The 20,346-nt window shown below is 38.4% G+C and carries 20 protein-coding genes; 16 read left to right on the top strand and 4 right to left on the bottom strand.

Features of this window, described 5'->3' with window-relative positions; translation table 11 throughout:
- Positions 1 to 50: 50 nt before the first annotated feature.
- Positions 51 to 1,241: a coenzyme F420-0:L-glutamate ligase gene (locus tag LS41612_RS00785; protein ID WP_024364432.1), complete on the bottom strand. Its 1,191-nt coding sequence runs from the start codon at positions 1,239 to 1,241 to the stop codon at positions 51 to 53.
- Positions 1,242 to 1,376: 135 nt separating this feature from the next.
- Here LS41612_RS00785 and LS41612_RS00790 point away from each other — a divergent pair, with 135 nt between their 5' ends.
- Positions 1,377 to 2,297: a LysR family transcriptional regulator gene (locus tag LS41612_RS00790; RefSeq protein ID WP_029747416.1), complete on the top strand. Its 921-nt coding sequence runs from the start codon at positions 1,377 to 1,379 to the stop codon at positions 2,295 to 2,297.
- Between the two features lie 36 nt (positions 2,298 to 2,333).
- On the opposite strand, the gene LS41612_RS00795 is transcribed toward LS41612_RS00790, so the two are convergent.
- On the bottom strand, positions 2,334 to 3,221 hold the full coding sequence (locus LS41612_RS00795) for a LysR family transcriptional regulator (RefSeq protein ID WP_024364431.1): 888 nt from the start codon (positions 3,219 to 3,221) through the stop codon (positions 2,334 to 2,336).
- A gap of 113 nt (positions 3,222 to 3,334) precedes the next feature.
- Here LS41612_RS00795 and LS41612_RS00800 point away from each other — a divergent pair, with 113 nt between their 5' ends.
- On the top strand, positions 3,335 to 4,351 hold the full coding sequence (locus LS41612_RS00800) for a YeiH family protein (protein ID WP_024364430.1): 1,017 nt from the start codon (positions 3,335 to 3,337) through the stop codon (positions 4,349 to 4,351).
- Between the two features lie 125 nt (positions 4,352 to 4,476).
- On the opposite strand, the gene LS41612_RS00805 is transcribed toward LS41612_RS00800, so the two are convergent.
- A complete protein-coding gene (locus tag LS41612_RS00805; RefSeq protein WP_024364429.1) occupies positions 4,477 to 4,812 on the bottom strand; it encodes a heme oxygenase in 336 nt (111 codons plus the stop codon).
- A 327-nt stretch (positions 4,813 to 5,139) separates the two neighbouring features.
- On the opposite strand from LS41612_RS00805, the gene LS41612_RS00810 reads away from it, so the two are divergent.
- The 7 genes from LS41612_RS00810 to LS41612_RS00840 all read left to right on the top strand — a co-directional run bounded on the left by LS41612_RS00810 (position 5,140) and on the right by LS41612_RS00840 (position 12,187).
- Entirely contained in the window at positions 5,140 to 5,826 is a 687-nt protein-coding gene (locus LS41612_RS00810) for a response regulator transcription factor (protein WP_024364428.1), read from the top strand.
- Positions 5,810 to 7,240: a sensor histidine kinase gene (locus LS41612_RS00815; protein ID WP_024364427.1), complete on the top strand. Its 1,431-nt coding sequence runs from the start codon at positions 5,810 to 5,812 to the stop codon at positions 7,238 to 7,240. The genes LS41612_RS00810 and LS41612_RS00815 overlap by 17 nt, the downstream gene beginning before the upstream one ends.
- Positions 7,241 to 7,392: 152 nt before the next feature.
- The gene (locus LS41612_RS00820; RefSeq protein ID WP_029747415.1) at positions 7,393 to 8,256 is read left to right on the top strand and encodes a peptidylprolyl isomerase; all 864 of its coding nucleotides are present in this window, start codon (positions 7,393 to 7,395) and stop codon (positions 8,254 to 8,256) included.
- A gap of 17 nt (positions 8,257 to 8,273) precedes the next feature.
- Positions 8,274 to 8,975: a polyphosphate polymerase domain-containing protein gene (locus tag LS41612_RS00825; RefSeq protein WP_024364426.1), complete on the top strand. Its 702-nt coding sequence runs from the start codon at positions 8,274 to 8,276 to the stop codon at positions 8,973 to 8,975.
- Between the two features lie 17 nt (positions 8,976 to 8,992).
- Positions 8,993 to 9,676 (top strand): DUF4956 domain-containing protein, encoded by a 684-nt coding sequence (locus LS41612_RS00830; protein WP_024364425.1) that lies wholly within the window; start codon positions 8,993 to 8,995, stop codon positions 9,674 to 9,676.
- Positions 9,677 to 9,711: 35 nt separating this feature from the next.
- A complete protein-coding gene (locus LS41612_RS00835; RefSeq protein ID WP_024364424.1) occupies positions 9,712 to 11,499 on the top strand; it encodes a CotH kinase family protein in 1,788 nt (595 codons plus the stop codon).
- A 91-nt stretch (positions 11,500 to 11,590) separates the two neighbouring features.
- Positions 11,591 to 12,187: a class I SAM-dependent methyltransferase gene (locus LS41612_RS00840; RefSeq protein ID WP_024364423.1), complete on the top strand. Its 597-nt coding sequence runs from the start codon at positions 11,591 to 11,593 to the stop codon at positions 12,185 to 12,187.
- Between the two features lie 217 nt (positions 12,188 to 12,404).
- Here LS41612_RS00840 and LS41612_RS00845 read toward each other — a convergent pair whose 3' ends face one another.
- Positions 12,405 to 13,832 carry a cryptochrome/photolyase family protein gene (locus tag LS41612_RS00845; protein ID WP_024364422.1) on the bottom strand — a complete coding sequence of 476 codons (1,428 nt, stop codon included), beginning with the start codon at positions 13,830 to 13,832 and terminating at the stop codon, positions 12,405 to 12,407.
- 74 nt (positions 13,833 to 13,906) lie between these two features.
- Between LS41612_RS00845 and LS41612_RS00850 the strand changes: the two genes are divergently transcribed.
- The 7 genes from LS41612_RS00850 to LS41612_RS00880 all read left to right on the top strand — a co-directional run bounded on the left by LS41612_RS00850 (position 13,907) and on the right by LS41612_RS00880 (position 20,012).
- On the top strand, positions 13,907 to 14,335 hold the full coding sequence (locus tag LS41612_RS00850; protein ID WP_024364421.1) for a hypothetical protein: 429 nt from the start codon (positions 13,907 to 13,909) through the stop codon (positions 14,333 to 14,335).
- A gap of 317 nt (positions 14,336 to 14,652) precedes the next feature.
- Positions 14,653 to 15,873, top strand: a complete 1,221-nt coding sequence (locus tag LS41612_RS00855; protein ID WP_024364420.1) for an ABC transporter substrate-binding protein — start codon at positions 14,653 to 14,655, stop codon at positions 15,871 to 15,873.
- 206 nt (positions 15,874 to 16,079) lie between these two features.
- Positions 16,080 to 16,955, top strand: coding sequence for a branched-chain amino acid ABC transporter permease (locus tag LS41612_RS00860; RefSeq protein WP_024364419.1), 876 nt, complete (start codon positions 16,080 to 16,082; stop codon positions 16,953 to 16,955).
- Positions 16,956 to 16,968: 13 nt separating this feature from the next.
- Positions 16,969 to 17,904 (top strand): branched-chain amino acid ABC transporter permease, encoded by a 936-nt coding sequence (locus LS41612_RS00865; protein ID WP_024364418.1) that lies wholly within the window; start codon positions 16,969 to 16,971, stop codon positions 17,902 to 17,904.
- Positions 17,904 to 18,683 (top strand): ABC transporter ATP-binding protein, encoded by a 780-nt coding sequence (locus LS41612_RS00870; RefSeq protein WP_024364417.1) that lies wholly within the window; start codon positions 17,904 to 17,906, stop codon positions 18,681 to 18,683. Before LS41612_RS00865 ends, LS41612_RS00870 begins: the two co-directional genes overlap by 1 nt.
- The gene (locus LS41612_RS00875) at positions 18,683 to 19,390 is read left to right on the top strand and encodes an ABC transporter ATP-binding protein (RefSeq protein ID WP_024364416.1); all 708 of its coding nucleotides are present in this window, start codon (positions 18,683 to 18,685) and stop codon (positions 19,388 to 19,390) included. Before LS41612_RS00870 ends, LS41612_RS00875 begins: the two co-directional genes overlap by 1 nt.
- A gap of 124 nt (positions 19,391 to 19,514) precedes the next feature.
- Positions 19,515 to 20,012 carry a cupin domain-containing protein gene (locus LS41612_RS00880; protein WP_024364415.1) on the top strand — a complete coding sequence of 166 codons (498 nt, stop codon included), beginning with the start codon at positions 19,515 to 19,517 and terminating at the stop codon, positions 20,010 to 20,012.
- Positions 20,013 to 20,346 lie beyond the last annotated feature (334 nt).

Genomic DNA, 20,346 nt, shown 5'->3' on the forward strand with positions numbered 1-20,346 from the left:
CAATAAACACCCACCTTATGCAGGCGGGTGTTTATCGTTGTTATCGCGTATTATTTTGTATAGTTATCAAAATAACCTTGAATATAAATCATTGGTGTTCCTTTATCGCCTGAGCCTGAAGTTAGGTCAGAAAGAGAACCGATTAAGTCTGTTAATTTACGAGGTGTTGTACCTTGAGCGGCCATTTGACCAGTTAAATCTTCGTCTTTATTTTGAATATATTCAGAGATAGCTGTTTTTAATTCTTCTCCGCGAAGATCAGCAAAATCATTATCTGCTAAGTATTTTAATTTTACTTCATTCGGTGTACCGTCTAAGCCTGCAGTGTAGGCAGGTGAAACAACAGGGTCAGCAAGCTCCCAAATTTTACCCACTGGATCTTTGAATGCACCATCTCCATAAACCATTACCTCTACTGTTTTACCAGTAGCTTCTTTGATTTTTGCTTGGATGCCATCAACGATTGGTTGGCAAGTATGTGGGAATAGTTTTACACTTTCCTCAGTTGCTTTGTTTGAGCCAAGTAGACCGTATTCTGCATTAAAGCCAGAACCATTAATAGATTCAGCTAAAATATTATCTAACGAAAATACCTTTTCAGCACCATTCGTTGTTAAAATACGTTTTGTACGGAAGCGAGTGTGAATATCGCAAGTTAGTACACTTTTTGTATAGGCTAAAATTGTTTTTGGATTGTTTGAGAAGATGACTTCACAAGCTGCACCTTCAGCTTCGATTAATTCTTTGTAGTATTCAATATAATCTACACCTGTAAATGTGTGTTTTTTATAGCCGAAATGCTCGCGGAACTCAGCTTCTGTTAAGGTATCAGTCCAAGGATTAATACCTTTAACATCTAGTTCGTCGATATCAACTAAGTGGTTGCCAACTTCATCCGATGGGTAGCTTAGCATTAAAACGACTTTTTTTACCCCTTTCGCAATACCACGTAAGCAGTTTGCAAAGCGATTACGGCTTAAAATTGGGAAGATCACACCAACTGTATCATCACCAAACTTAGCAGCTACATCCGTTGCAATGTCATCGATTGATGCATAGTTACCTTGTGCACGGGCTACAACAGATTCTGTTACTGTCACAATATCTTGATCCTCAATTGAATAGCCTTCCACTTTAGCAGCGTTTAGTACTGTATCGACAACGATTTGTTCGATGTTATCGCCTTCGTTAATAATCGGACCACGAAGACCTCTTACCACTGTTCCAACTACACGTTCCAAAATAATCTCTCCTTATTAAATAGCTATATGTTAATTTTTAATGAGATGAATAAAACCAATATGATTTTACTATACGCTCAGTTAATGATATAAGTAAAATTAATAGTTTAAATAATAGCTATAAGGAGAGCTTATATGATAGGGAAATTAGATTTATATCGTGTTTTTAGTGTCGTTGCAAAAAATAGTAGCTTTTCTAGGGCGGCTAAAGATTTATTTATGACACAACCCGCCGTTAGCCAAGCCATGATGCAGCTCGAAAGGGAGCTAGGCACTAGACTCTTCAACCGAACACCAAAGGGCGTCACATTAACGACAGAAGGAAAGTTGCTATTTGAATATACTAACTCGGCATTAGGTCTTTTAGATGCAGGGGAAGAAAAGCTGCTAGAATTTAAAAATTTAACGACAGGCCAATTGAAAATAGGGGTAGGAGATACAATTTCCCGCTTCTTTTTAATGCCATATCTTGAGTCATTTCATACGATGTATCCAAATATAAAATTGCAAATGTTAAATGGCACTACTTCGGAAATATGTAACTTTATAAAATCGGGTGAGGCTGATGTCGGGCTTTGCAATTTCCCGATAGAAGATGTCAGTTTACAATTAACCGCGTGCACGGAAGTTCAAGATATTTTCGTCTGTGGAGAGAAATATAAAACGCTCAAGTCAAAAAGCTTAAGTTTTGCGGATTTATTAAAGTTCCCCCTTATTTTTCTTGAGAAGAAATCGAACTCGAGAAACTATGTTGAAACTTATTTAATGTCAAAAGGTATTCAAATTGCACCGGAGTTTGAGCTCGGTTCACATGATTTAGTGCTTGAATTCGCACGTAGTAATTTAGGAATCGCGTGTGTAACAAAGGAATTTTCAAAGGATTATTTACAGCGAGGGCTACTTTATGAATTACCACTTGTAGAAAGCATTCCAAATCGTAGTATTGGGATGTGTTATTTAAAAAGTGTTCCATTGTCCCGTGCTGCTACAAAATTTATCGAGATTATTGAACGTAAACAAGCTCGGAAGCAGATAAACCCCCGAACTTTAAAATAAGCTTAGCGACTAGATGATAGCCTGCTAAGCCTTTTTTTATGCTTCGCTTTTCTTTGTAATCAATTCAATCAGTGCATCAACATTTCGTTTGTTTTTCATTGTAGGAGAGTGTAGATAGGAAAATGTCCGGATAAATCGTTGTTCAGCAAGTGGCAAAATAGCAAGATCACCATTTCGAAGGTCGCGCTCAATTACACTGCCAGATAGTAAAGATAGGCCTAGTCCTTCAATCACACTTTCTTTCACACCTTGGTTGCTACTAATGGTTAAGAGTGATTGCACTTGAAGTCCGTTTGTTCTAAATAGATGATCTAAATAATTACGTGTACCTGAACCAACTTCACGTGCAACCCAATTTTGCCGTTGTAATTGTGGGATCGTGATAGCAGATTGTTGAACAAGAGGGTGGTCGTTTGCGCTAACTATAAATAACTCATCTTCCATAAAAGGATGAATAATAAGCTCGTTGTCATGTGCCTGACCTTCAATAAGCCCTATATCTACTTGTAATAGTTTAGTAAATCGAATAATTTCATCGGTATTGCCAATAATAACTTGTAGCTCTAATTGAGGGAATTTGTGCTGAAGTTTCGATAACATGACAGGCAATATATTTTCTCCAATTGTAAAGCTAGCCCCTATTACGAGCGTGCCTTGAATCGAATGATGATAAGCTAATATATCTTCCTTTGCTGCCTCAGCAATAGCCATAATTTGTTTGGCACGCTTATATAAAATCTCACCAGTTGGTGTTATTTGCACAGACTTTGGCGAGCGGATAAATAAAGTAGTTTGCAACGCTTGTTCAAGGTTTTTAATATGCAGACTGACACTAGGTTGGGAAATATGGAGAATTTCTGAGGCCTTCGTAAAGTTATTGACTTCAACTAATGTAACGAACGTTTTTAACGCATCGTATTGCATCGTATCACCCCTTATTATTAGAAAAATTAATAATTGTAATTATATATATGTATTTTACTGATGATTAACTTTTTTATAAAGTATAATCATCAAGAATGAAAGAAGTGGACAGCATGAATCAACAACAGGGGATAAAGAATTTACTAGCGCCACCATTTATGAAGGGGCTTATCTTGACATTAGGTCTTGCCTTAGTGGCTAAGTATATTTCGACATTTCCTTTTTTCTCAATATTGGGCCAGCTTGTAATAGCAATCATACTTGGGATGGTATGGCGAGCAATATTTACTGTACCTGATGTCTGGCAAACAGGTATATCTTTTTCGAGTAAAAAACTATTGCGATTAGGTATTATTTTGCTGGGGATGCGCTTGAATTTAGCTGATATTTATCATGCAGGAGCGAGCGTCTTTTTGATTGCCTTTCTCAATTTAGTATTTGCTCTCTTTGTTGTTTACTGGTTAACGAAGGTATTTCATGTCGATAAAAAGCTCGGCATTTTAACGGCTTGTGGAACAGCTATTTGTGGAGCTGCGGCTGTTGTAGCGATTGCCCCTCAAATTAAGGCGAATGAAAAGGAAACTGCTGTAGGTGCAGCGATTGTCGCCTTGCTTGGCACAGTATTTACACTTATTTATACAGTGGTGTATTCACTTATTGGCTTAACACCGACACAATATGGCATTTTTGCAGGAGGTACATTGCATGAAATAGCTCACGTTATTGCAGCAGCGGCGGCGGGTGGCGATGAGGCTGTAGATATGGCGGTCATTGTAAAATTAACGCGTGTCGCTTTGCTCGTACCAGTAGCGATTGTAATTGGAATTATGTATCAAAGAAGAAACAAAGAACAAGGAAACAAAGCATTTTCGTTATCTATAATCCCTTGGTTTATTCTAGGTTTTTTAGTTATGAGCGCTATTAATTCGTTAGGAATAGTACCACCAGCATTTGCACAAACAGTCGTAAATTGCGCATATATTTTAATTGCTATGGCGATGGCAGGCTTAGGATTGAATGTAGAAATGAAAACATTTAAGCAATTAGGCATTAAAGCCTTTATCGCAGGACTGATTGGTTCGGTATGTTTATCAATAGTCGGTTATTTCTTAGTAGTAGTATTTCAATGACTAAGAATTGTTTGAGAATTGTTTGAGTGCCTGACACCAAGAAAAAACCATGCATATTTTCTAGAAATATGCATGGTTTTTTAGATAGAATCAGAAGATAATTTAAATAGGTTTACAATTTGTTATTAACGTTGTGCTTCGATAGAAGAAGCTAGCTCAGCAACGACAATTTTACTGCCGATAATTGGGCTGTTCTCAGGTTTTGCGCCTTCAGAGCCAGGCTCAGGACGGTGATGCGCCGCCGCAAAAGCATCGCTATTACGCCACGCTTGGAAATGCTCTTTCGATTCCCAGTACATATTAACGCTCATTTCGTCATATGTAGGATCGTCTGTAGAAATTAATACTTCTACTTTGTGAAAACCCTCAAACTGTTGCAGTGGACCTGGCTTCGTAAAGTTTGGAGCCATTTTCGCAGCAAAGCCAGGCTTTACTTGAATACGATTGGTAACAATAATCATACTAATACCCCCTAATCATTTTATTGAAGATAAATTAAAGCAAAATCGAATGAATTATCAATGATTATCATTCGCAATCAATGATAAGTGTCCTAGGAAGTCATTGTCAACAAAATTGCAAAGGAAAACGATATTTCAAATGACGATATTGACTTCTATTCTTTATTATATCTCAACCAGTAGTTGTAGGCATTCTATAACTATCGTTACCATCTTGTTTTCAAATATACATACATAGGGTTCTTTTGTAGCGTGGGCTGACATTTTGTTGACATAAATAGATGCTATTATAAAAAATCAACAAGCAAGTGGCGAGGTGAGAAAGTGATGATAAAAATTATAGTGGTAGAAGATGAGTTTGCAATTAGCCAAGTACTGAAGGCTTATTTGCAAAAGGTTGGCTATGAAGTTATACAATGCTTTACTGGTGGTCGTGCATTGGAATTGTTTCTGGAGCACCAGCCAGATTTAGTGTTATTAGATATTATGTTACCTGAAAAAAACGGTTGGACAATTTTGCATGAAATTCGCAATGAGGGCTCTTGTCCAGTTATTATGTTAACGGCTTTAGGCGATGTAAATTACCGCTTAGAAGGGTTCGATCAAGGTGTGGATGATTATATTGCGAAACCATTTATAGCGGACGAAGTTGTTGCGCGAGTAAAAGCTGTTTTAAGACGATCTGAAAGCAAGCGAGAATCATCTTTAACGAAACGATTTGGACAGTTGGAAATTGATATGCAGGCACATCAAGTGTTCCTCAATGGTCAAGAAATTGTGTTAACACCACGAGATTTATCGGTATTATTATTTTTAGCTGAGCATCCAAATCAAACATTCACTCGTGACCAGCTTATTGAACATGTGTGGGGATGGGAATACGAGGGCAGTGATCGAGCTGTCGATTTAGCAGTGAAGCGATTACGGAAGGCACTTACAGACTGGGATGAGGCAGAAGGAGAGATAAAAACATTACGAGGATTGGGGTATCAGTTAAGTGTTCAAAAAAAATAAGCGAATCTCCTTACTTCAATATTGGACGAGCCGTTACTTACTCACACTCTTTATAGGGCTAGCTATTATTTCTTTTATTTCTGCTAGTTGGATACGTCACACAACTTTGGAGAATCGACTAGACTTAATGAATTTTATAGCAGAGGAAACGGTTTATCGTTTGTCGGATTCAGCTGTTCCAAATAATAATACGCCCTCAGAAGGTATACCAGGCTTTATCGGCAATCGTGAACGCTTGAACATGAGGGAAATTGACCCAATCTTATATGTAGTTGATGGGAAAGGCAATATCTTGACAAGAAATCGTCCCATGCCACCGGGAAGTAGTGATAATGTGACTAACTTATTAGATGGAGAAGAGGGAACGAAAAAAATTGTTGTGGAAGCTGAAGGAAAAAAGATGGTTCATTATGTGGTGAAAAAGAAAATTGTAAAAGAGAATAAGGTTGTTGGCTGGGTGCTTGTGTTAGAGAAGAAGGAAAACTTGACGAAAGTTCAACAAGCATATGGACAACTAGCCATCATAATTGGAGCACTTGCTATCCTCGGCTGGGGAGCTATCTATTTTTTATCGAAGCGCTTAGTGCGTCCGATTAAGCAAGTAGCGGAAGCGGCTAAACAAGTACAAGAAGGCAATTATACATTTGAGTTACCTCAAAATAGTAAAGAGGAAGAAGTATTTGAACTTGTTACATCCTTTAAGGACATGGCCAATAAGTTACAACAACTCGAACGAACGCGAACGGAGCTGTTAGCAGGAGTTACCCATGAGTTAAAAACGCCCGTTACATCTATTAGTGGGTTGTTGCAGGCTGTAAGAGATGGCGTTGTAACGGGGGAAGATGCCAAAGAATTTATTCAAATGGCTCTTATAGAAACGACGAAAATGAAAACAATGGTTGGGGATTTATTAGCTTTTAACAGTTTTGCGGTGGATGCGATTCCTGTTAAGCTCGTAGCGCTCAATGTCAATCACATTGTACGGGATGCAGTGGCACAGTGGGAAGTGATGGAGGATGAGCAACATATTAAGATACAGGTGCACTATCTTCCGGAGCCGGTAAATGTGCAAGCTGATGTTGTACGTATACAGCAAATATTCACCAATCTTTTAACTAATGCAAAGCAAGCCATGCAGGCTGGTTACGTGACGATTACATTAAGGGAAAATCTTGATTGTGTTATTATTGCTGTACAGGATTCAGGAAACGGAATATCACAAGAAAATCAGGCATTTATTTTCGAGCGCTTTTATCGAGGTGAGAATAAAAAATATACTGTTCGAGGGCTAGGCTTAGGGCTTCCATTAAGTAAAATGATGGCTCAATCAATTGGCGGCGATTTACGATTAGTTGAAAGTAACCCTTCTGGAACATGTTTTGAAATAATAGTATTGAAAGCTACTACGCAGTAACGGCGTGGTAGCTTTTTGTTATGCCGTAAGAGTAAGGGTTGGGCAATGTAAAAATTTATTGAAGGAATTGTAAAGCTGACATCTGACTGACACATTAGCCCTTTATAGTAAGCAATGTAAACGAGGACATACACGAAAGGATGTTATAGAGAATGGCTATATATTCAAGGTTTACCAATATCATTGCCGTTCCTGTTGCCTTCGTGCTGCTGTTAACGGGATGTGGTGATAGTAGCGATTATGTGGCAACGGTGGACGGTGAAAAAATTCTTCAGACAGAGCTAGATCAGGCATTGCGCGAACAATATGGCGCAGAAGTGTTAGACACACTTATAAACAATAAAATCATTGCGCTTGAGGCAGAAAAAGAAGGTATTACTGTATTGGATAATGCTATTCAAGCGGAATATGATGAGCTGGTCGAGTCTTATGGCGGAAAGGCAGCTTTACAAGAGGCACTCGATGCCAATGGTCTAACTGTGGAAAGTGTTAAAGATAATATTCGCATGTATCAGTTGACAAAAGATGTTATGGCGAAAAGCATAGATATTTCGGATGAAGAATTACAGCAATATTTTGAAGAACACAAGGATGACTACGGTCAACAGGAGCAAGTGGCGGCTAGTCATATTTTCCTTGAAGATGAAGCAACTGCAAAAGAGGTTGAAGAGAAGTTAAAAGCGGGTGAAGACTTTGCAGAGTTGGCGAAAGCCTATTCCGTTGATACAGATACAAGAGAAGATGGTGGCGATCTAGGTTATATTCAGCGTGGTCAGATGGATGAGCAGTTTGAAGCGGCAGCATTCGCTCTTGAAAAAGGGGCTGTAAGTAGTGTCGTGCAGTCAGTAGAAGGTTATCACATTATTAAAGTAACAGGTAAAGAGCCTGCACAACAAGCTGTTTTTGAAGACGTTCAAGATGAAGTGTATGAAACCGTTTTAGAATCACGTATCAACGAAGAATATATGACATGGCTAACAACGAAACAAGAGCAATACAAGATTGAAAAGCAATAAAGGAAGGAGCGCTAATCATGCCTAAAGTAACATCTTTTAACCCAAATGGTCGGAAAGAAATTAAACAGGCAATCTCCTATCCGGACTATGCACTGTTAAAAAGTAAAATCCAGCATTTGATGAAGTTAGATCGTAACGCTGGTCCAGATGGAAAGTATTTAATTCGAAGCACATACTTCGATAATTTTGCGAACAAAGTATTGAATGAAAAAAAAGAAGGGTTTATTAATCGCGATAAATATCGGGTACGTATTTATGGGAAATCGGCTGCTTTAGTAAATTTAGAGCGTAAAAGTAAGCGCAATAATTTAACGTTTAAAACGAAATGTGTGATTTCACAAGCGGAGTACGAAAAGATGCGTATCGGGGACATAGATTGGATGGAAAATGATGACCGCCTATTAATACGGGAATTATTTTATGAGATGAAATATAACCAACTAAAGCCGACGACAGTTGTCGATTATGAGCGCGAGGCGTACATTTACCCTTTTGGTAATGTGCGTGTAACGTTTGATAGTAAGGTGCAGTCAAGCCTGCGCAATACCGAAATGTTCAATCAAAATCTGCCAATGGTGGATGTACTTGAGCCGAACCTTGTTATTTTAGAAGTGAAATATGATTCGTACTTGCCAGACATTATTAAGTATTTACTTCAATCTGTAGATACCCGTGCTGAAGCTTATTCGAAATACCAGCTTAGTCGTATGCACGTATAACAAAGGAGAAATAAAAAATGGATAATATGAATTTTAGTGATATTTTTAAATCAAATTTTCTAGAGAAAACGACCTCATTTTCATTAACCGATTCCATTATTGGATTAGTTGTTGCTTTCTTTGTTGGGCTATTTATTTACGCTGTTTATAAGAAAACCTTTAATGGTGTAATTTATTCCCACTCGTTTAATATTTCGTTGCTCATTATGACCATGGCAACAGCGCTCGTTATTATGGGGATTAGTTCCAACGTCTTGTTGTCACTTGGTATGGTAGGGGCATTATCCATTGTTCGTTTCCGTACACCGATTAAAGACCCAATGGATTTAGTGTATATTTTCTGGGCAATCGTATCAGGTATTCTTTGTGGAGCAGGATTTATTCCACTCGTTATTATCGGTGCTATATTAATAGGCTTAGTTCTACTAGTATTAGTAAATAAAATTACGATTGAAAATCCTTATTTATTAATTGTGAAATTTGAAGAAGATGTAGCTTGTGAAGAAGTTGAACGTATCATTGCTGCACAATCTAAAAAATTCGCGTTAAAATCAAAATCAATTATTCAAAATGATGAAGTTGAAACCACTTACGAAATTCGCGTAAAGCAAAATGATGCAAAGTTTATGGACAATGTAACAAAAGTACCTGGTGTCAAATCAGCAATTATGCTGAGCTACGATGGTAATTTCACAGCGTAATGGTTTTCTAACGGCGAACAAGAGAGGTGCAGTCAATGATTAAAAATCGCATTGTCTATACTAGTATGGCGATTCTCCTTCTACTCTTTGGCGTGATGGTGGCTCTGCTTCCAAACTTAAATATCGAAACAAAAAACACGGAATTTTCCTATGAGACGCTTGTGTTCAATAAAAGCAAAGTAACAACTGTAGATATTGAAATAGCTCAAGAGGATTGGGAGGACATGCTAGAAAATGCTGCTGATGAGGAGCTAAAGCAAGCCAATATTACGATAAATGGTAAGACAATAGAAAATGTGGCGATTCGTACAAAAGGAAACTTATCGTTACGTTCTGTTGTGAATAGTGACTCCGACCGTTATAGCTTGAAAGTCGATTTTGACTATTATGATGATACGCAAAGCTTATATGGACTGAAGAAATTAAATTTAAACAATAATTACAGTGATTCAACTTTAATGCGCGAATATATTTCGTATGAGCTGATGGAAAAAATGGGCTTACCGACGCCTGCTCACGCCTATATGTATGTCACGGTAAATGGTGAAGAGCGGGGTCTATATTTAGGTATAGAAGCGGTCGACGAAACATTTTTAGCGAATCATTACGGAGCCAACGATGGATTTTTATTTAAACCAGATGGTACAGGCAGTGATTTAAAATATATTAGCGATGATCTGGCCGATTATACGGGAATTGGTTTAAAAACGAATGAAGATAATGTTGAAAACTCAAAGCTAATTGATATGCTCGATGCCATTAATAATGGTGGAAATATCGAAAAATATTTAGATGTCGATGAGATGTTACGTTACTTTGCTGTAAATACAGCGCTAGTAAACTTAGATAGTTACCAAGGGAATATGAAGCACAACTACTATTTATATGAGGATAAGGGTGTGTTTTCAATTATACCGTGGGATTATAATATGTCATTTGGTGGCTTTGGTGTTGGTGGTGGAATGGGTGGTAATCCAAATCAAATGCAGACAAATGCAGTTGAGGAGGAAAATGGAGCTACCCCAGCGATAAAGCAACCACAAGGTGACCAGTCAAATGCTGAACAAATTCAAGAAAGACAAGCAAATGCCAACCGCAATAAAGGAGACTTCAATATGTTGGGCGGAATGACTGGAGATTTAATGGCGGATAGTGCCATTAATTTTAGCATTACGACACCAGTATCTGGGACAACTTTAGAAGAACGCCCACTATTAAATGCATTATTGTCTAATGAAGCGTACCGCGCTAAGTATGAAGGGTACTTAGAAAAATTAGCAACAAGCTATTTAACAGAAGATTATATTCAGTCGCTTACGAACAATTTAGCGTTGCTATTAACAAGCTATGAGGAAGCCGATCCTACAAAATTTTTCACAACAGAGCAGTTTTTAGAAGGTGTGGAGGGGGACAACAGTCTACCTGAATTTGCAAAACAACGTTCTGCATCGATTTTAAAGCAACTATCTGGTGAACTAGTTGTCGAAACAAGTGCAACTGCACAAGGAAATATGATGATGCCAAATGGTGATGTAAATGGCAACCCAATGCAAATGCCTGATGACTTTGACCCGAGTCAATTACCCGAAGACTTCGACCCTGCACAAGCACCTGAAGCTGGCGAGGGCAATGAACAGGGAGAAGGGGCGCGAGGTGGTCCAATGCAACGTCCAGAGGGAATGGGCAATCCAAATAAGGGCAATGAGCAGACGATGCAAGCAACAGGAATCGATCAAAGTACAGTGTTAACAGCAACCGCTTCATTTTCATTTTTAGTAGCTGCTCTCCTCTTTGTTTTTAGATTTAATCGTAGAGGACGCTAAAAAAACACGATATCCAAATTTTTTGGATATCGTGTTTGCTTTTTTACATGCTAAAATAAAGCATTCTTTTTTTTCGAGGAGTATCTAACTGATGAATGAACAACAATTTGATAAATTTTTGCATATTAATACGGTCGGTGAACAATATGGATTTCCTAAACTGGCTCACTATCATCGCTACGAGCCAACGCCCTATACTGGCTTAGAACAATTATTTTCCCAATATGAGATGCCGGAAAATCCAGTTTTTATTGATATGGGCTGTGGGAAAGGCAGGGTTCCTATTTATATTCATCATAAATTTCACATTCCGACAATTGGAGTTGAAATGGACGCAGGTTTTTATAAAGAGGCAGAGCATAACAAGGAAAGTTATTGCCGAAAAAAGGGCTCACAAGCGAACATTTCTTTTGTTCATACAATTGCGGAAAACTATAACATACAGCCACATGATAATGTTTTTTTCTTTTTTAATCCATTTTCCATTAATATATTCCGTACGGTTATTCATAATATATGGAAGTCTTATGAGCAACAGATGCGCGAAATCCATATTATTTTATATTATCCACCATACGATTATTTGCAGTTTTTACATCACGGTACCCCTTTTGAATTGATACATGAGGTGCATCTAGAACATGAAACAAATATAAATGAACGCCTTTGCGTGTTTGCAATAAAGTAATTTCCGTGCAAGAAGCGCCCTTTCCACAGGCACGGCTCCAACTAATTTTTGTGGCGGACGCTTTTTCCGCTCGTGTTATTCCTACAGGAGTGTTGCGCTTTCCACTCCAATCAACTGGAACAGCCCACTGGCAGCAAAGTTTGCTCCTAGTATAGTAAAAATATGTTTATTGATTATTTTTATTCAATCTAATTCGACGCTTAGAGCACGAGTAGCTCTAAGCTTTTTTTATAGCGTTATATCGTTCTAATGCACGGGCTCGTGCTGTTTTATGATCTACGATTGGCAATGGATAGGTATCACCTAATGTGATTCCGGCTTGTTCCAAGATGGCCGTTGGTGCTGTTTGTGGCGCGTGTATATACTTTGCAGGGAGAAGTGCTAATTCAGGCACCCATTTTTTTATATAAGCACCATCTGCATCAAATTTCTCTCCTTGTAACGAAGGGTTGAAGATACGAAAATAAGGAGCAGAGTCGATACCCGTACCGCTTACCCATTGCCAACCCATAGCATTATTTGCTGCATTAAAGTCGACAAGCGTATGCTCAAACCATGCATAACCTTCTTGCCAAGGTTGTAATAAGTGTTTCACTAGAAAAGATGCAACAACCATTCTTACACGGTTATGCATATAGCCGGTTTCCCAAAGCTCACGCATCCCTGCATCAACAAGAGGATACCCCGTTTGTCCAGTTTTCCATGCTTCAAGACGAATGGAATGAGGCTCCCACTCAAAATGTTGAAAATTACTGCGTAATGAATCGGTAGAAAATGTAGGATAGTTCAATAGTTGATAAATCGAAAACTCTCGCCATATAAGTTGTCTTAAAAAGCTTTCTATCTGCTGACTAAATATTGCGTTGTCCTCATCATCTATTAGCTCTTGGCATGTTGCCCAAAGCAAGCGAATGCTAATGTTACCCACTGCAAGAAATGGCGACATTTTAGAAATGGTTTCTTTGGCAGGGTAATCTCGCTTATCTTGGTAGTCAAATAAACCTCGTTCTACGAAAAGTTCCCACTGCTCCATTGCCCCATCTATCCCAGGGTTCCAATAATGGTGAAACTTGTGATACCAATTACCATGCAGTAATTGCAATTGCTCTAAGGCTAGAGATGATACCTTCGTTGGAAAAGCTCTAATATTAGTAGGTTGACCAAGCGGTTTACGCACGGGCTCCTGCAAACAACGCTTATAAAATGATGTAAAAATGGCATAAGGCTTGTTTTGTTGATTTTGAATGTTCGATAAGTTGAATAATGAATCACCATAGAATGCTTTTACTTCAATATTATTAGCCTGTAATATATTGGTTAGCTGCTCATCTTCATTTCGTTCAGTTGGAAGAAAACGCTCGTTAAAATACACAGCGTCCGCTTCAGTATCTAAAGCTAACTGTAGTACTTCTGAAATGACTTCACCCTTTCGTAAAATCAGTTGCGTGTTATAGTCATCAAGTGTCGCTTGTAGATTCTGAAGTGAATAGTACGTCCAAAAACTTTGAGCGGTATTGCACATTGAAAATTGCTCATTATGAATATAAACCGGTAAAATGACCCCTGATTTAGCTGCATGCCAGAGCGCGGGGTGATCATCTAGTCGTAAATCATTACGAAATAGTACAATTATTTTTTTATTCATTTTGAATCATCCTTTTATAGTTTAAAAATATACGTTAGTACAATAAGTCGTTGGATTAAAGCAAGGAGGACATTATGAAAACACTATTCAATCGTCAAGTAATGATAGCATCCTTAGTTGCGGGTTGCTTATTTGGTATTTTCTTTAAAGTTGTTGAAAATCTAACAGGAAGCCGCGTTTATACATTACTATTAAATGTCGATTATATACCGATTTTAAAAAATTATCGATTTCCAGAAGTGATTGAATTTTCCTTTCATCTCGTGATTTCGTGGTTCATAACAGCCATATTATATACCCTTCGTAATAAGTATAAGTGGAATAATGGTACGTTAATCAGAAATAGTATCGTACTTCAAATGATTATAGGATGTATGTTGTTTCCTACAACAACCTTCTCAACACGAACACCTAACTTTACAGATTTCTACGCATTTAGTTGGTGGCTTGCAGGCCATATTTTGTATGGAGTATTGGTAGGGGTTCTTTTGAAAAAAAGATAAGCAGTTAAACTATAAAAGGAAAGCAATTTTTGCAAAATGGACATTATTTTTCTAACGTCGAAAAAAATAGGATAAGAGGTTTCTGCTAATTTATACCAACAATTGATAGATAATTCACAAATAACTAATTATACTGAAAAATCACTCTAGACTAAATATAAAGAATGTTTTACAATGTAAAAGGCTTAATTGAATATTATCTAGCTTCAAAATTAGATAGTTATAAATAATTATTTTTGCTATTGAGGATTAGCCTTAGATTGTTTATAATTATCAGAAATATCTAACATTTGAGAATTTTCAGGGGGAATTAAATTATGAAAGAGAACAACAAGCTTAAAAAGTTCGGTTCACTTCTAGTCGCTTCTTCACTTCTTGCAGGCGTACTGGCAGGTTGCGGTGCTGGAGATAGTGATACAAGTTCGGGAGGCGGCTCATCATCAGGCGGCTCAAAAGATGGCGATACAATTAAAATCGGTGCAAACTTGGAGCTTTCAGGTAACGTAGCTTCTTACGGTTCTTCAATCGGATTAGGTGCGGAGTTAGCTGTTAAAGAAATTAACGATGCAGGCGGTATTGATGGCAAGAAGATTGAGCTTATTAAAGTAGATAACAAATCAGAAAACTCAGAGGCAACAGCAGCGGCTATTAAACTAGCGACGCAAGATAAAGTAGTAGCGATGATGTCTCCAGCAACTTCTGGTAACACCATTGCAACAGTTCAAATTGCGAATGATAACAAAATTCCTTTAGTTGGTGCAGCTGCTACAGCACCAAACGTAACAGTAAATGATGACGGTAGCGTTAATGAATATGCGTTCCGTACATGCTTTATTGACCCATTCCAAGGGATTGTCGCAGCAAACTTTGCAACGGGTGAGCTGAAAGCGAAAAACGTAGCCATTTTTGCTGATAACGCTTCTGACTATGCAAAAGGATTAGCAAAGTCATTTAAAGATACGATTGCTGAAAATGGCGGAAAAGTTGTGAAAGAAGAAGCTTATGTTGCGAAAGATACAGATTTCCGTACGCAATTAACAAACATCAAATCATCAAATCCTGACTTCATCTTTATCCCTGGATATTATGAAGAAGTGGGTCTAATTGTTAAACAAGCGCGTGAAATGGGCATTACAGTGCCACTTATGGGAGCAGATGGTTGGGATTCTCCAACTTTAGTTGAGTTAGCGGGCGCAGATGCACTGAATAATACGTACATCACAAACCACTATTCTGCAGAAGACCCAGATCAAAAAATTCAAGACTTTGTAAAAGCATTTAAAGCTGCCAATGGCGATAAAGCACCAGATGCATTTAACGCACTTGGCTATGATACGGTTTATTACATTGCAGATGCAATTAAACGTGCAGGGTCTACTGACGGTGAAGCAATTAAAAAGGCATTAGCTGAAACAAAGGATCTTTCTTTAGTAACAGGTACTTTCTCAGTTGACGAAAACCATAACCCAATTAAAACAGCAACAGTTCTTGAATTTAAAGACGGTAAACAAGTGTTCAACTCTAAAGTAAATCCTTAATTTTTAAGCAAGGGGGAGGCGGGCAACCTGCCTTCTCTTTTATTTTTTCATAGACAACTAGACTAATAAAAAAAGCATAGATTCTAGCATAAGGAATCGGAAATACTTTTTATGAGGGACACGAGTTTTTCTGCATTCACTTTCACTATGTAGAAATAGGTCCCATTTTTGCATGCTTTAAAAAAATAATAAAGGAGTGAACGCTCATGGAATGGATACAACAGCTTGTGAATGGTATTTCACTAGGTAGTATCTACGCGTTAATAGCGTTAGGGTATACGATGGTATACGGTATTATTAAGCTCATTAACTTCGCCCACGGTGATGTTTTCATGATTGGGGCATTTATTGGCTTTTACGCAATTGCTAAATGGGAGCTGGGCTTCTTACCAGCATTATTATTAGCGATGGCAGTTTGCGCAATTTTTGGTGTGTTAATAGAACGTATAGCATATAAACGGTTACGAAATGCGACGCGTATTGCTGCTTTAATTACAGCAATCGGGGTGTCGCTATTAATCGAATATACGACAATTTTCTTCAGAGGGGCACAGCCTGCAGCATATCCTGAAGTCATTAAAAATACAACATTTGATGTCTTCGGGGTTCAAATTAGTAGTACATCTATTTTAATTTTATCTGTCTCTATCGTACTGATGATTCTTTTACAATTCATCGTACATAAAACAAAAATTGGCAAGGCGATGCGCGCAGTTTCACATGATGCAGATGCGGCACGCCTAATGGGAATTAACGTAGATAATACCATTTCAGCAACATTTGCTATAGGTTCGGCATTAGCTGGAGCTGCGGGTGTAATCTTCGGTGTGTATTATACGAAAATTGACCCGTTAATGGGTGTTATTCCAGGGGTTAAAGCGTTCATCGCCGCGGTTCTTGGTGGTATTGGTATTATTCCAGGGGCAATGGTTGGCGGTATGCTACTAGGTGTCGTGGAATCATTTGTAAGTGCACTTGGATTCTCTTTATGGCGCGATGCAGCAGCATTTGTCATTTTAATTTTAATCTTGATTTTCAGACCATCGGGTATCTTCGGTAAAAACGCCCGCGAGAAAGTGTAGGTGAGCGGTAATGATGAAGAAGTCTAAAGTTTTCTGGGGCTATGCAGTATTAGCGCTAGTCATCTATGTGGTTGTTCAGGCACTAATTACAACAGAAGTAATTGACTTGTACTATAAAAATATGTTAATCACCATGTGCATTAACATCATGCTAGCTGTCAGCTTGCACATCGTTATCGGGGTTACGGGGCAATTCTCTATTGGACATGCCGGTTTCCTTGCAGTTGGTGCTTATATTTCAGCTATTATTACTACAAAGCTAATGCTGCCGTTCCCGTTAGCTATTTTCCTAGGGGCGCTTGCAGCAGCAGTAGCTGGTTTAATCGTAGGTATTCCAACACTACGTTTAAAAGGGGATTATTTAGCCATTGCAACACTTGGCTTTGCTGAGATTATTCGTATTGTCTTTTTAAATACAGATTACGTCGGTGGGGCAGCGGGGATGCAAGTGAAATATTTATCGAATTGGACATATGCATTCGTAGGAGTGGTATTGACGATTTTAGTTATTTCTAACTTTACAAATTCTCGCCATGGACGTGCTTGTATTTCGATTCGAGAAGATGAAATCGCTGCGGATGCCATGGGTATTAATACAACTTACTATAAAGTGGTAGCATTCGCGATTGGCTCTTTCTTTGCCGGTCTTGCAGGGGCTATTTTTGCACATAACTTCTACATTATTCAACCGACTACGTTCGGTTTCTTAAAATCATTTGATATATTAATTTACGTTGTGCTTGGAGGCTTAGGAAGTCTGTCAGGTTCTGTTATTGCAGCAGTATTTTTAACGTTGATTTCAACATACTTAGCGAACTTCCCAGAAACACGAATGATTATTTACAGCTTAGTATTAATCATTGTTATGCTATACCGTCCAACCGGTTTAATGGGGACAAAGGAAATTACGCATTTATTTAAGTTTGGTAAAAAAGGAGGTACAAAATAATGACTGGAAACCTTCTTATCAAAGTAGAAAACATGGGTATTCAATTCGGTGGTTTAAAGGCGGTACAGGGCGTTAATATGTACCTAAATCAAGGTGAATTAGTAGGGCTTATCGGGCCAAATGGTGCAGGTAAAACAACAAGCTTTAATATGCTAACTGGTGTGTATACGCCGACTGAAGGAACGATTACATTTAACGGATTAAAGTTAAATGGCCTTGCACCCTATCAAGTAACGCAAAAAGGTATTAGCCGTACGTTCCAAAATATTCGTCTCTTTAAAGAACTATCTGTATTAGATAATGTAAAAGTAGCGAACCATTCTTTAGCAAAACACTCTATGTGGTCATCTATTTTCCGTTTGCCAAGTCACTTTAAAGGTGAAGCGGCAATGGAACAGCAATCAACGGAATTCTTAAAAATATTTGGTTTAGATATTTATAAGAATGAGTTAGCAAAAAACCTTCCGTATGGTATGCAGCGTCGTCTGGAGATTGCACGTGCATTAGCGGCAAATCCAAAGCTATTGTTACTCGATGAACCAGCGGCAGGAATGAATCCACAAGAAACACACGACTTAATGGAACTAATTGCGTTTATCCGTAAAGAGTTTGGATTAACGATTCTACTAATTGAGCACGATATGAGCTTAGTAATGGGGATATGTGAACGAATTTACGTCCTCGACCACGGGCAATTAATCGCTGATGGGACACCAGAAGAAATTCGCAACAATCCAAAGGTCATTGAAGCGTACCTTGGTGAGGAGGTTATCAGCTAATGCTAAAAGTACAAAATATTGATGTATTCTATGGAAATATTCAAGCATTGAAAGGCGTCTCTTTAGAAGTTAACGAAGGGGAAATTGTCACATTAATCGGTGCCAATGGTGCTGGTAAAAGTACATTGTTAAAAACTTTGTCAGGCTTATTAAAACCTAAAGGGGGCATCCTTGAATATGAGGGTTTCTCGATTGCAGGTAAGGCTGCACAAACCATTGTAAAATCAGGTATTTCACACGTGCCTGAAGGTCGCCGTGTATTCGCTAATATGTCAGTAGAGGAAAACCTTGAGCTTGGCGCATACTTGCGTAACGATAAGGCTGGCATAAAGAAAGATATGGATCATGTCTTTGAGTTATTCCCGCGTCTACTGGAGCGTCGTAAACAGCAATCTGGCACATTATCTGGTGGTGAGCAACAAATGTTGGCGATGGGTCGTGCATTAATGGCAAAACCAAAGTTGTTGTTAATGGATGAGCCTTCAATGGGGCTTGCACCACTTATGGTAAAAAATATCTTCAATATTATTGAACAAGTGAATAAAGAAGGTACAACGGTATTGCTGGTAGAGCAGAATGCCAATATGGCATTATCGGTAGCTGACCGCGCATATGTACTTGAAACAGGACGCATTGTATTATCAGGTACAGCGAAAGAGCTACAAGAAAGTGAACAAGTAAAAGCGGCATATTTAGGTGGTATGTAATCGGAAGGGGTGTCTCGGAATTGATTCGAGATACCCTTTTTCATGTTGTAGAACGACGATAATAGATGGAAGTAGCGCGAAACCTTTCTTTTTTGGTAAGGTGGGAAAAAGGAGTGAGGTTAGCATGCACTATTCAGCACAATATTTTATAGAAAAATTAGCATTGGCACAACATCCTGAGGGCGGATACTATATTTCTACGTTTAAATCGACAGAGGAAATAGCTGTAAGAGATGTAGAACGACCGATTTATACAAGCATTTATTTTTTATTACGTTCGCAAGATATCTCTCATTTACATCGGTTAAAGTCAGATGAGCTTTGGTATTATCATGCAGGTAGCCCATTAACGGTTCATATGATTTTCCCTGATGGTACATATGAGGCGAAAAAATTAGGCTTAAATATAGAAGCGGGTGAGGTGCCACAGGTGGCGGTGCCGAAAAATACGATTTTCGGTTCGTCTGTTGAGGATGCCAATACATTTAGTTTAGTAGGCTGCATGGTAGCACCAGGTTTTGATTTTGAGGACTTTGAGCTATTTACACAAGATGAGCTTTTAGCTGATTATCCGCAACATGAAGCGATTATTCGTAAAATGGCTTACGAGACGATTAAATAGTCACAAAGAGTTTAGCAAAGAGCACTAGGTATACCGCAGAAAGCGACTGTACAGTAATTAGTGGCTGGGACATAACTAAAAAAATTTAAGGAACAGAGGAAAGGTGTTCATACATTTTTGCTTTATGAAGAACTTATCTATTCTTGCTTTTGCAATAAATAAAACATTAGAAGGGTTCACTAGTTGTTTGTAGCGGAGGCGGTGACTCCCGCGGGACAGCACACATCGTAAGACGCTGGCATTCCGCGCGTTAGCGAGGGTTGCGGCTTACGTCTGTGACCGCGGAAAGTACCGTCGAAGCCAACAACAACGGCGAGCAAAAAAGGTGTTAGAT

Origin of the sequence: Lysinibacillus sphaericus, from assembly GCF_002982115.1 — a bacterium.
Taxonomy (GTDB): Bacteria; Bacillota; Bacilli; order Bacillales_A; family Planococcaceae; genus Lysinibacillus; species Lysinibacillus sphaericus.

Bases quoted from the DNA above. Each gene is read 5' to 3' on its own strand.
- LS41612_RS00865 (WP_024364418.1), top strand. From the start codon at position 16,969: ATGAAGAAGTCTAAAGTTTTCTGGGGCTATGCAGTATTAGCGCTAGTC.
- LS41612_RS00825 (WP_024364426.1), top strand. From the start codon at position 8,274: ATGCCTAAAGTAACATCTTTTAACCCAAATGGTCGGAAAGAAATTAAA.
- LS41612_RS00840 (WP_024364423.1), top strand. From the start codon at position 11,591: ATGAATGAACAACAATTTGATAAATTTTTGCATATTAATACGGTCGGT.
- LS41612_RS00800 (WP_024364430.1), top strand. From the start codon at position 3,335: ATGAATCAACAACAGGGGATAAAGAATTTACTAGCGCCACCATTTATG.
- LS41612_RS00880 (WP_024364415.1), top strand. From the start codon at position 19,515: ATGCACTATTCAGCACAATATTTTATAGAAAAATTAGCATTGGCACAA.
- LS41612_RS00830 (WP_024364425.1), top strand. From the start codon at position 8,993: ATGGATAATATGAATTTTAGTGATATTTTTAAATCAAATTTTCTAGAG.
- LS41612_RS00850 (WP_024364421.1), top strand. From the start codon at position 13,907: ATGAAAACACTATTCAATCGTCAAGTAATGATAGCATCCTTAGTTGCG.
- LS41612_RS00805 (WP_024364429.1), bottom strand. From the start codon at position 4,812: ATGATTATTGTTACCAATCGTATTCAAGTAAAGCCTGGCTTTGCTGCG.
- LS41612_RS00860 (WP_024364419.1), top strand. From the start codon at position 16,080: ATGGAATGGATACAACAGCTTGTGAATGGTATTTCACTAGGTAGTATC.
- LS41612_RS00845 (WP_024364422.1), bottom strand. From the start codon at position 13,832: ATGAATAAAAAAATAATTGTACTATTTCGTAATGATTTACGACTAGAT.
- LS41612_RS00820 (WP_029747415.1), top strand. From the start codon at position 7,393: ATGGCTATATATTCAAGGTTTACCAATATCATTGCCGTTCCTGTTGCC.
- LS41612_RS00790 (WP_029747416.1), top strand. From the start codon at position 1,377: ATGATAGGGAAATTAGATTTATATCGTGTTTTTAGTGTCGTTGCAAAA.
- LS41612_RS00810 (WP_024364428.1), top strand. From the start codon at position 5,140: ATGATAAAAATTATAGTGGTAGAAGATGAGTTTGCAATTAGCCAAGTA.
- LS41612_RS00835 (WP_024364424.1), top strand. From the start codon at position 9,712: ATGATTAAAAATCGCATTGTCTATACTAGTATGGCGATTCTCCTTCTA.
- LS41612_RS00870 (WP_024364417.1), top strand. From the start codon at position 17,904: ATGACTGGAAACCTTCTTATCAAAGTAGAAAACATGGGTATTCAATTC.
- LS41612_RS00875 (WP_024364416.1), top strand. From the start codon at position 18,683: ATGCTAAAAGTACAAAATATTGATGTATTCTATGGAAATATTCAAGCA.
- LS41612_RS00795 (WP_024364431.1), bottom strand. From the start codon at position 3,221: ATGCAATACGATGCGTTAAAAACGTTCGTTACATTAGTTGAAGTCAAT.
- LS41612_RS00855 (WP_024364420.1), top strand. From the start codon at position 14,653: ATGAAAGAGAACAACAAGCTTAAAAAGTTCGGTTCACTTCTAGTCGCT.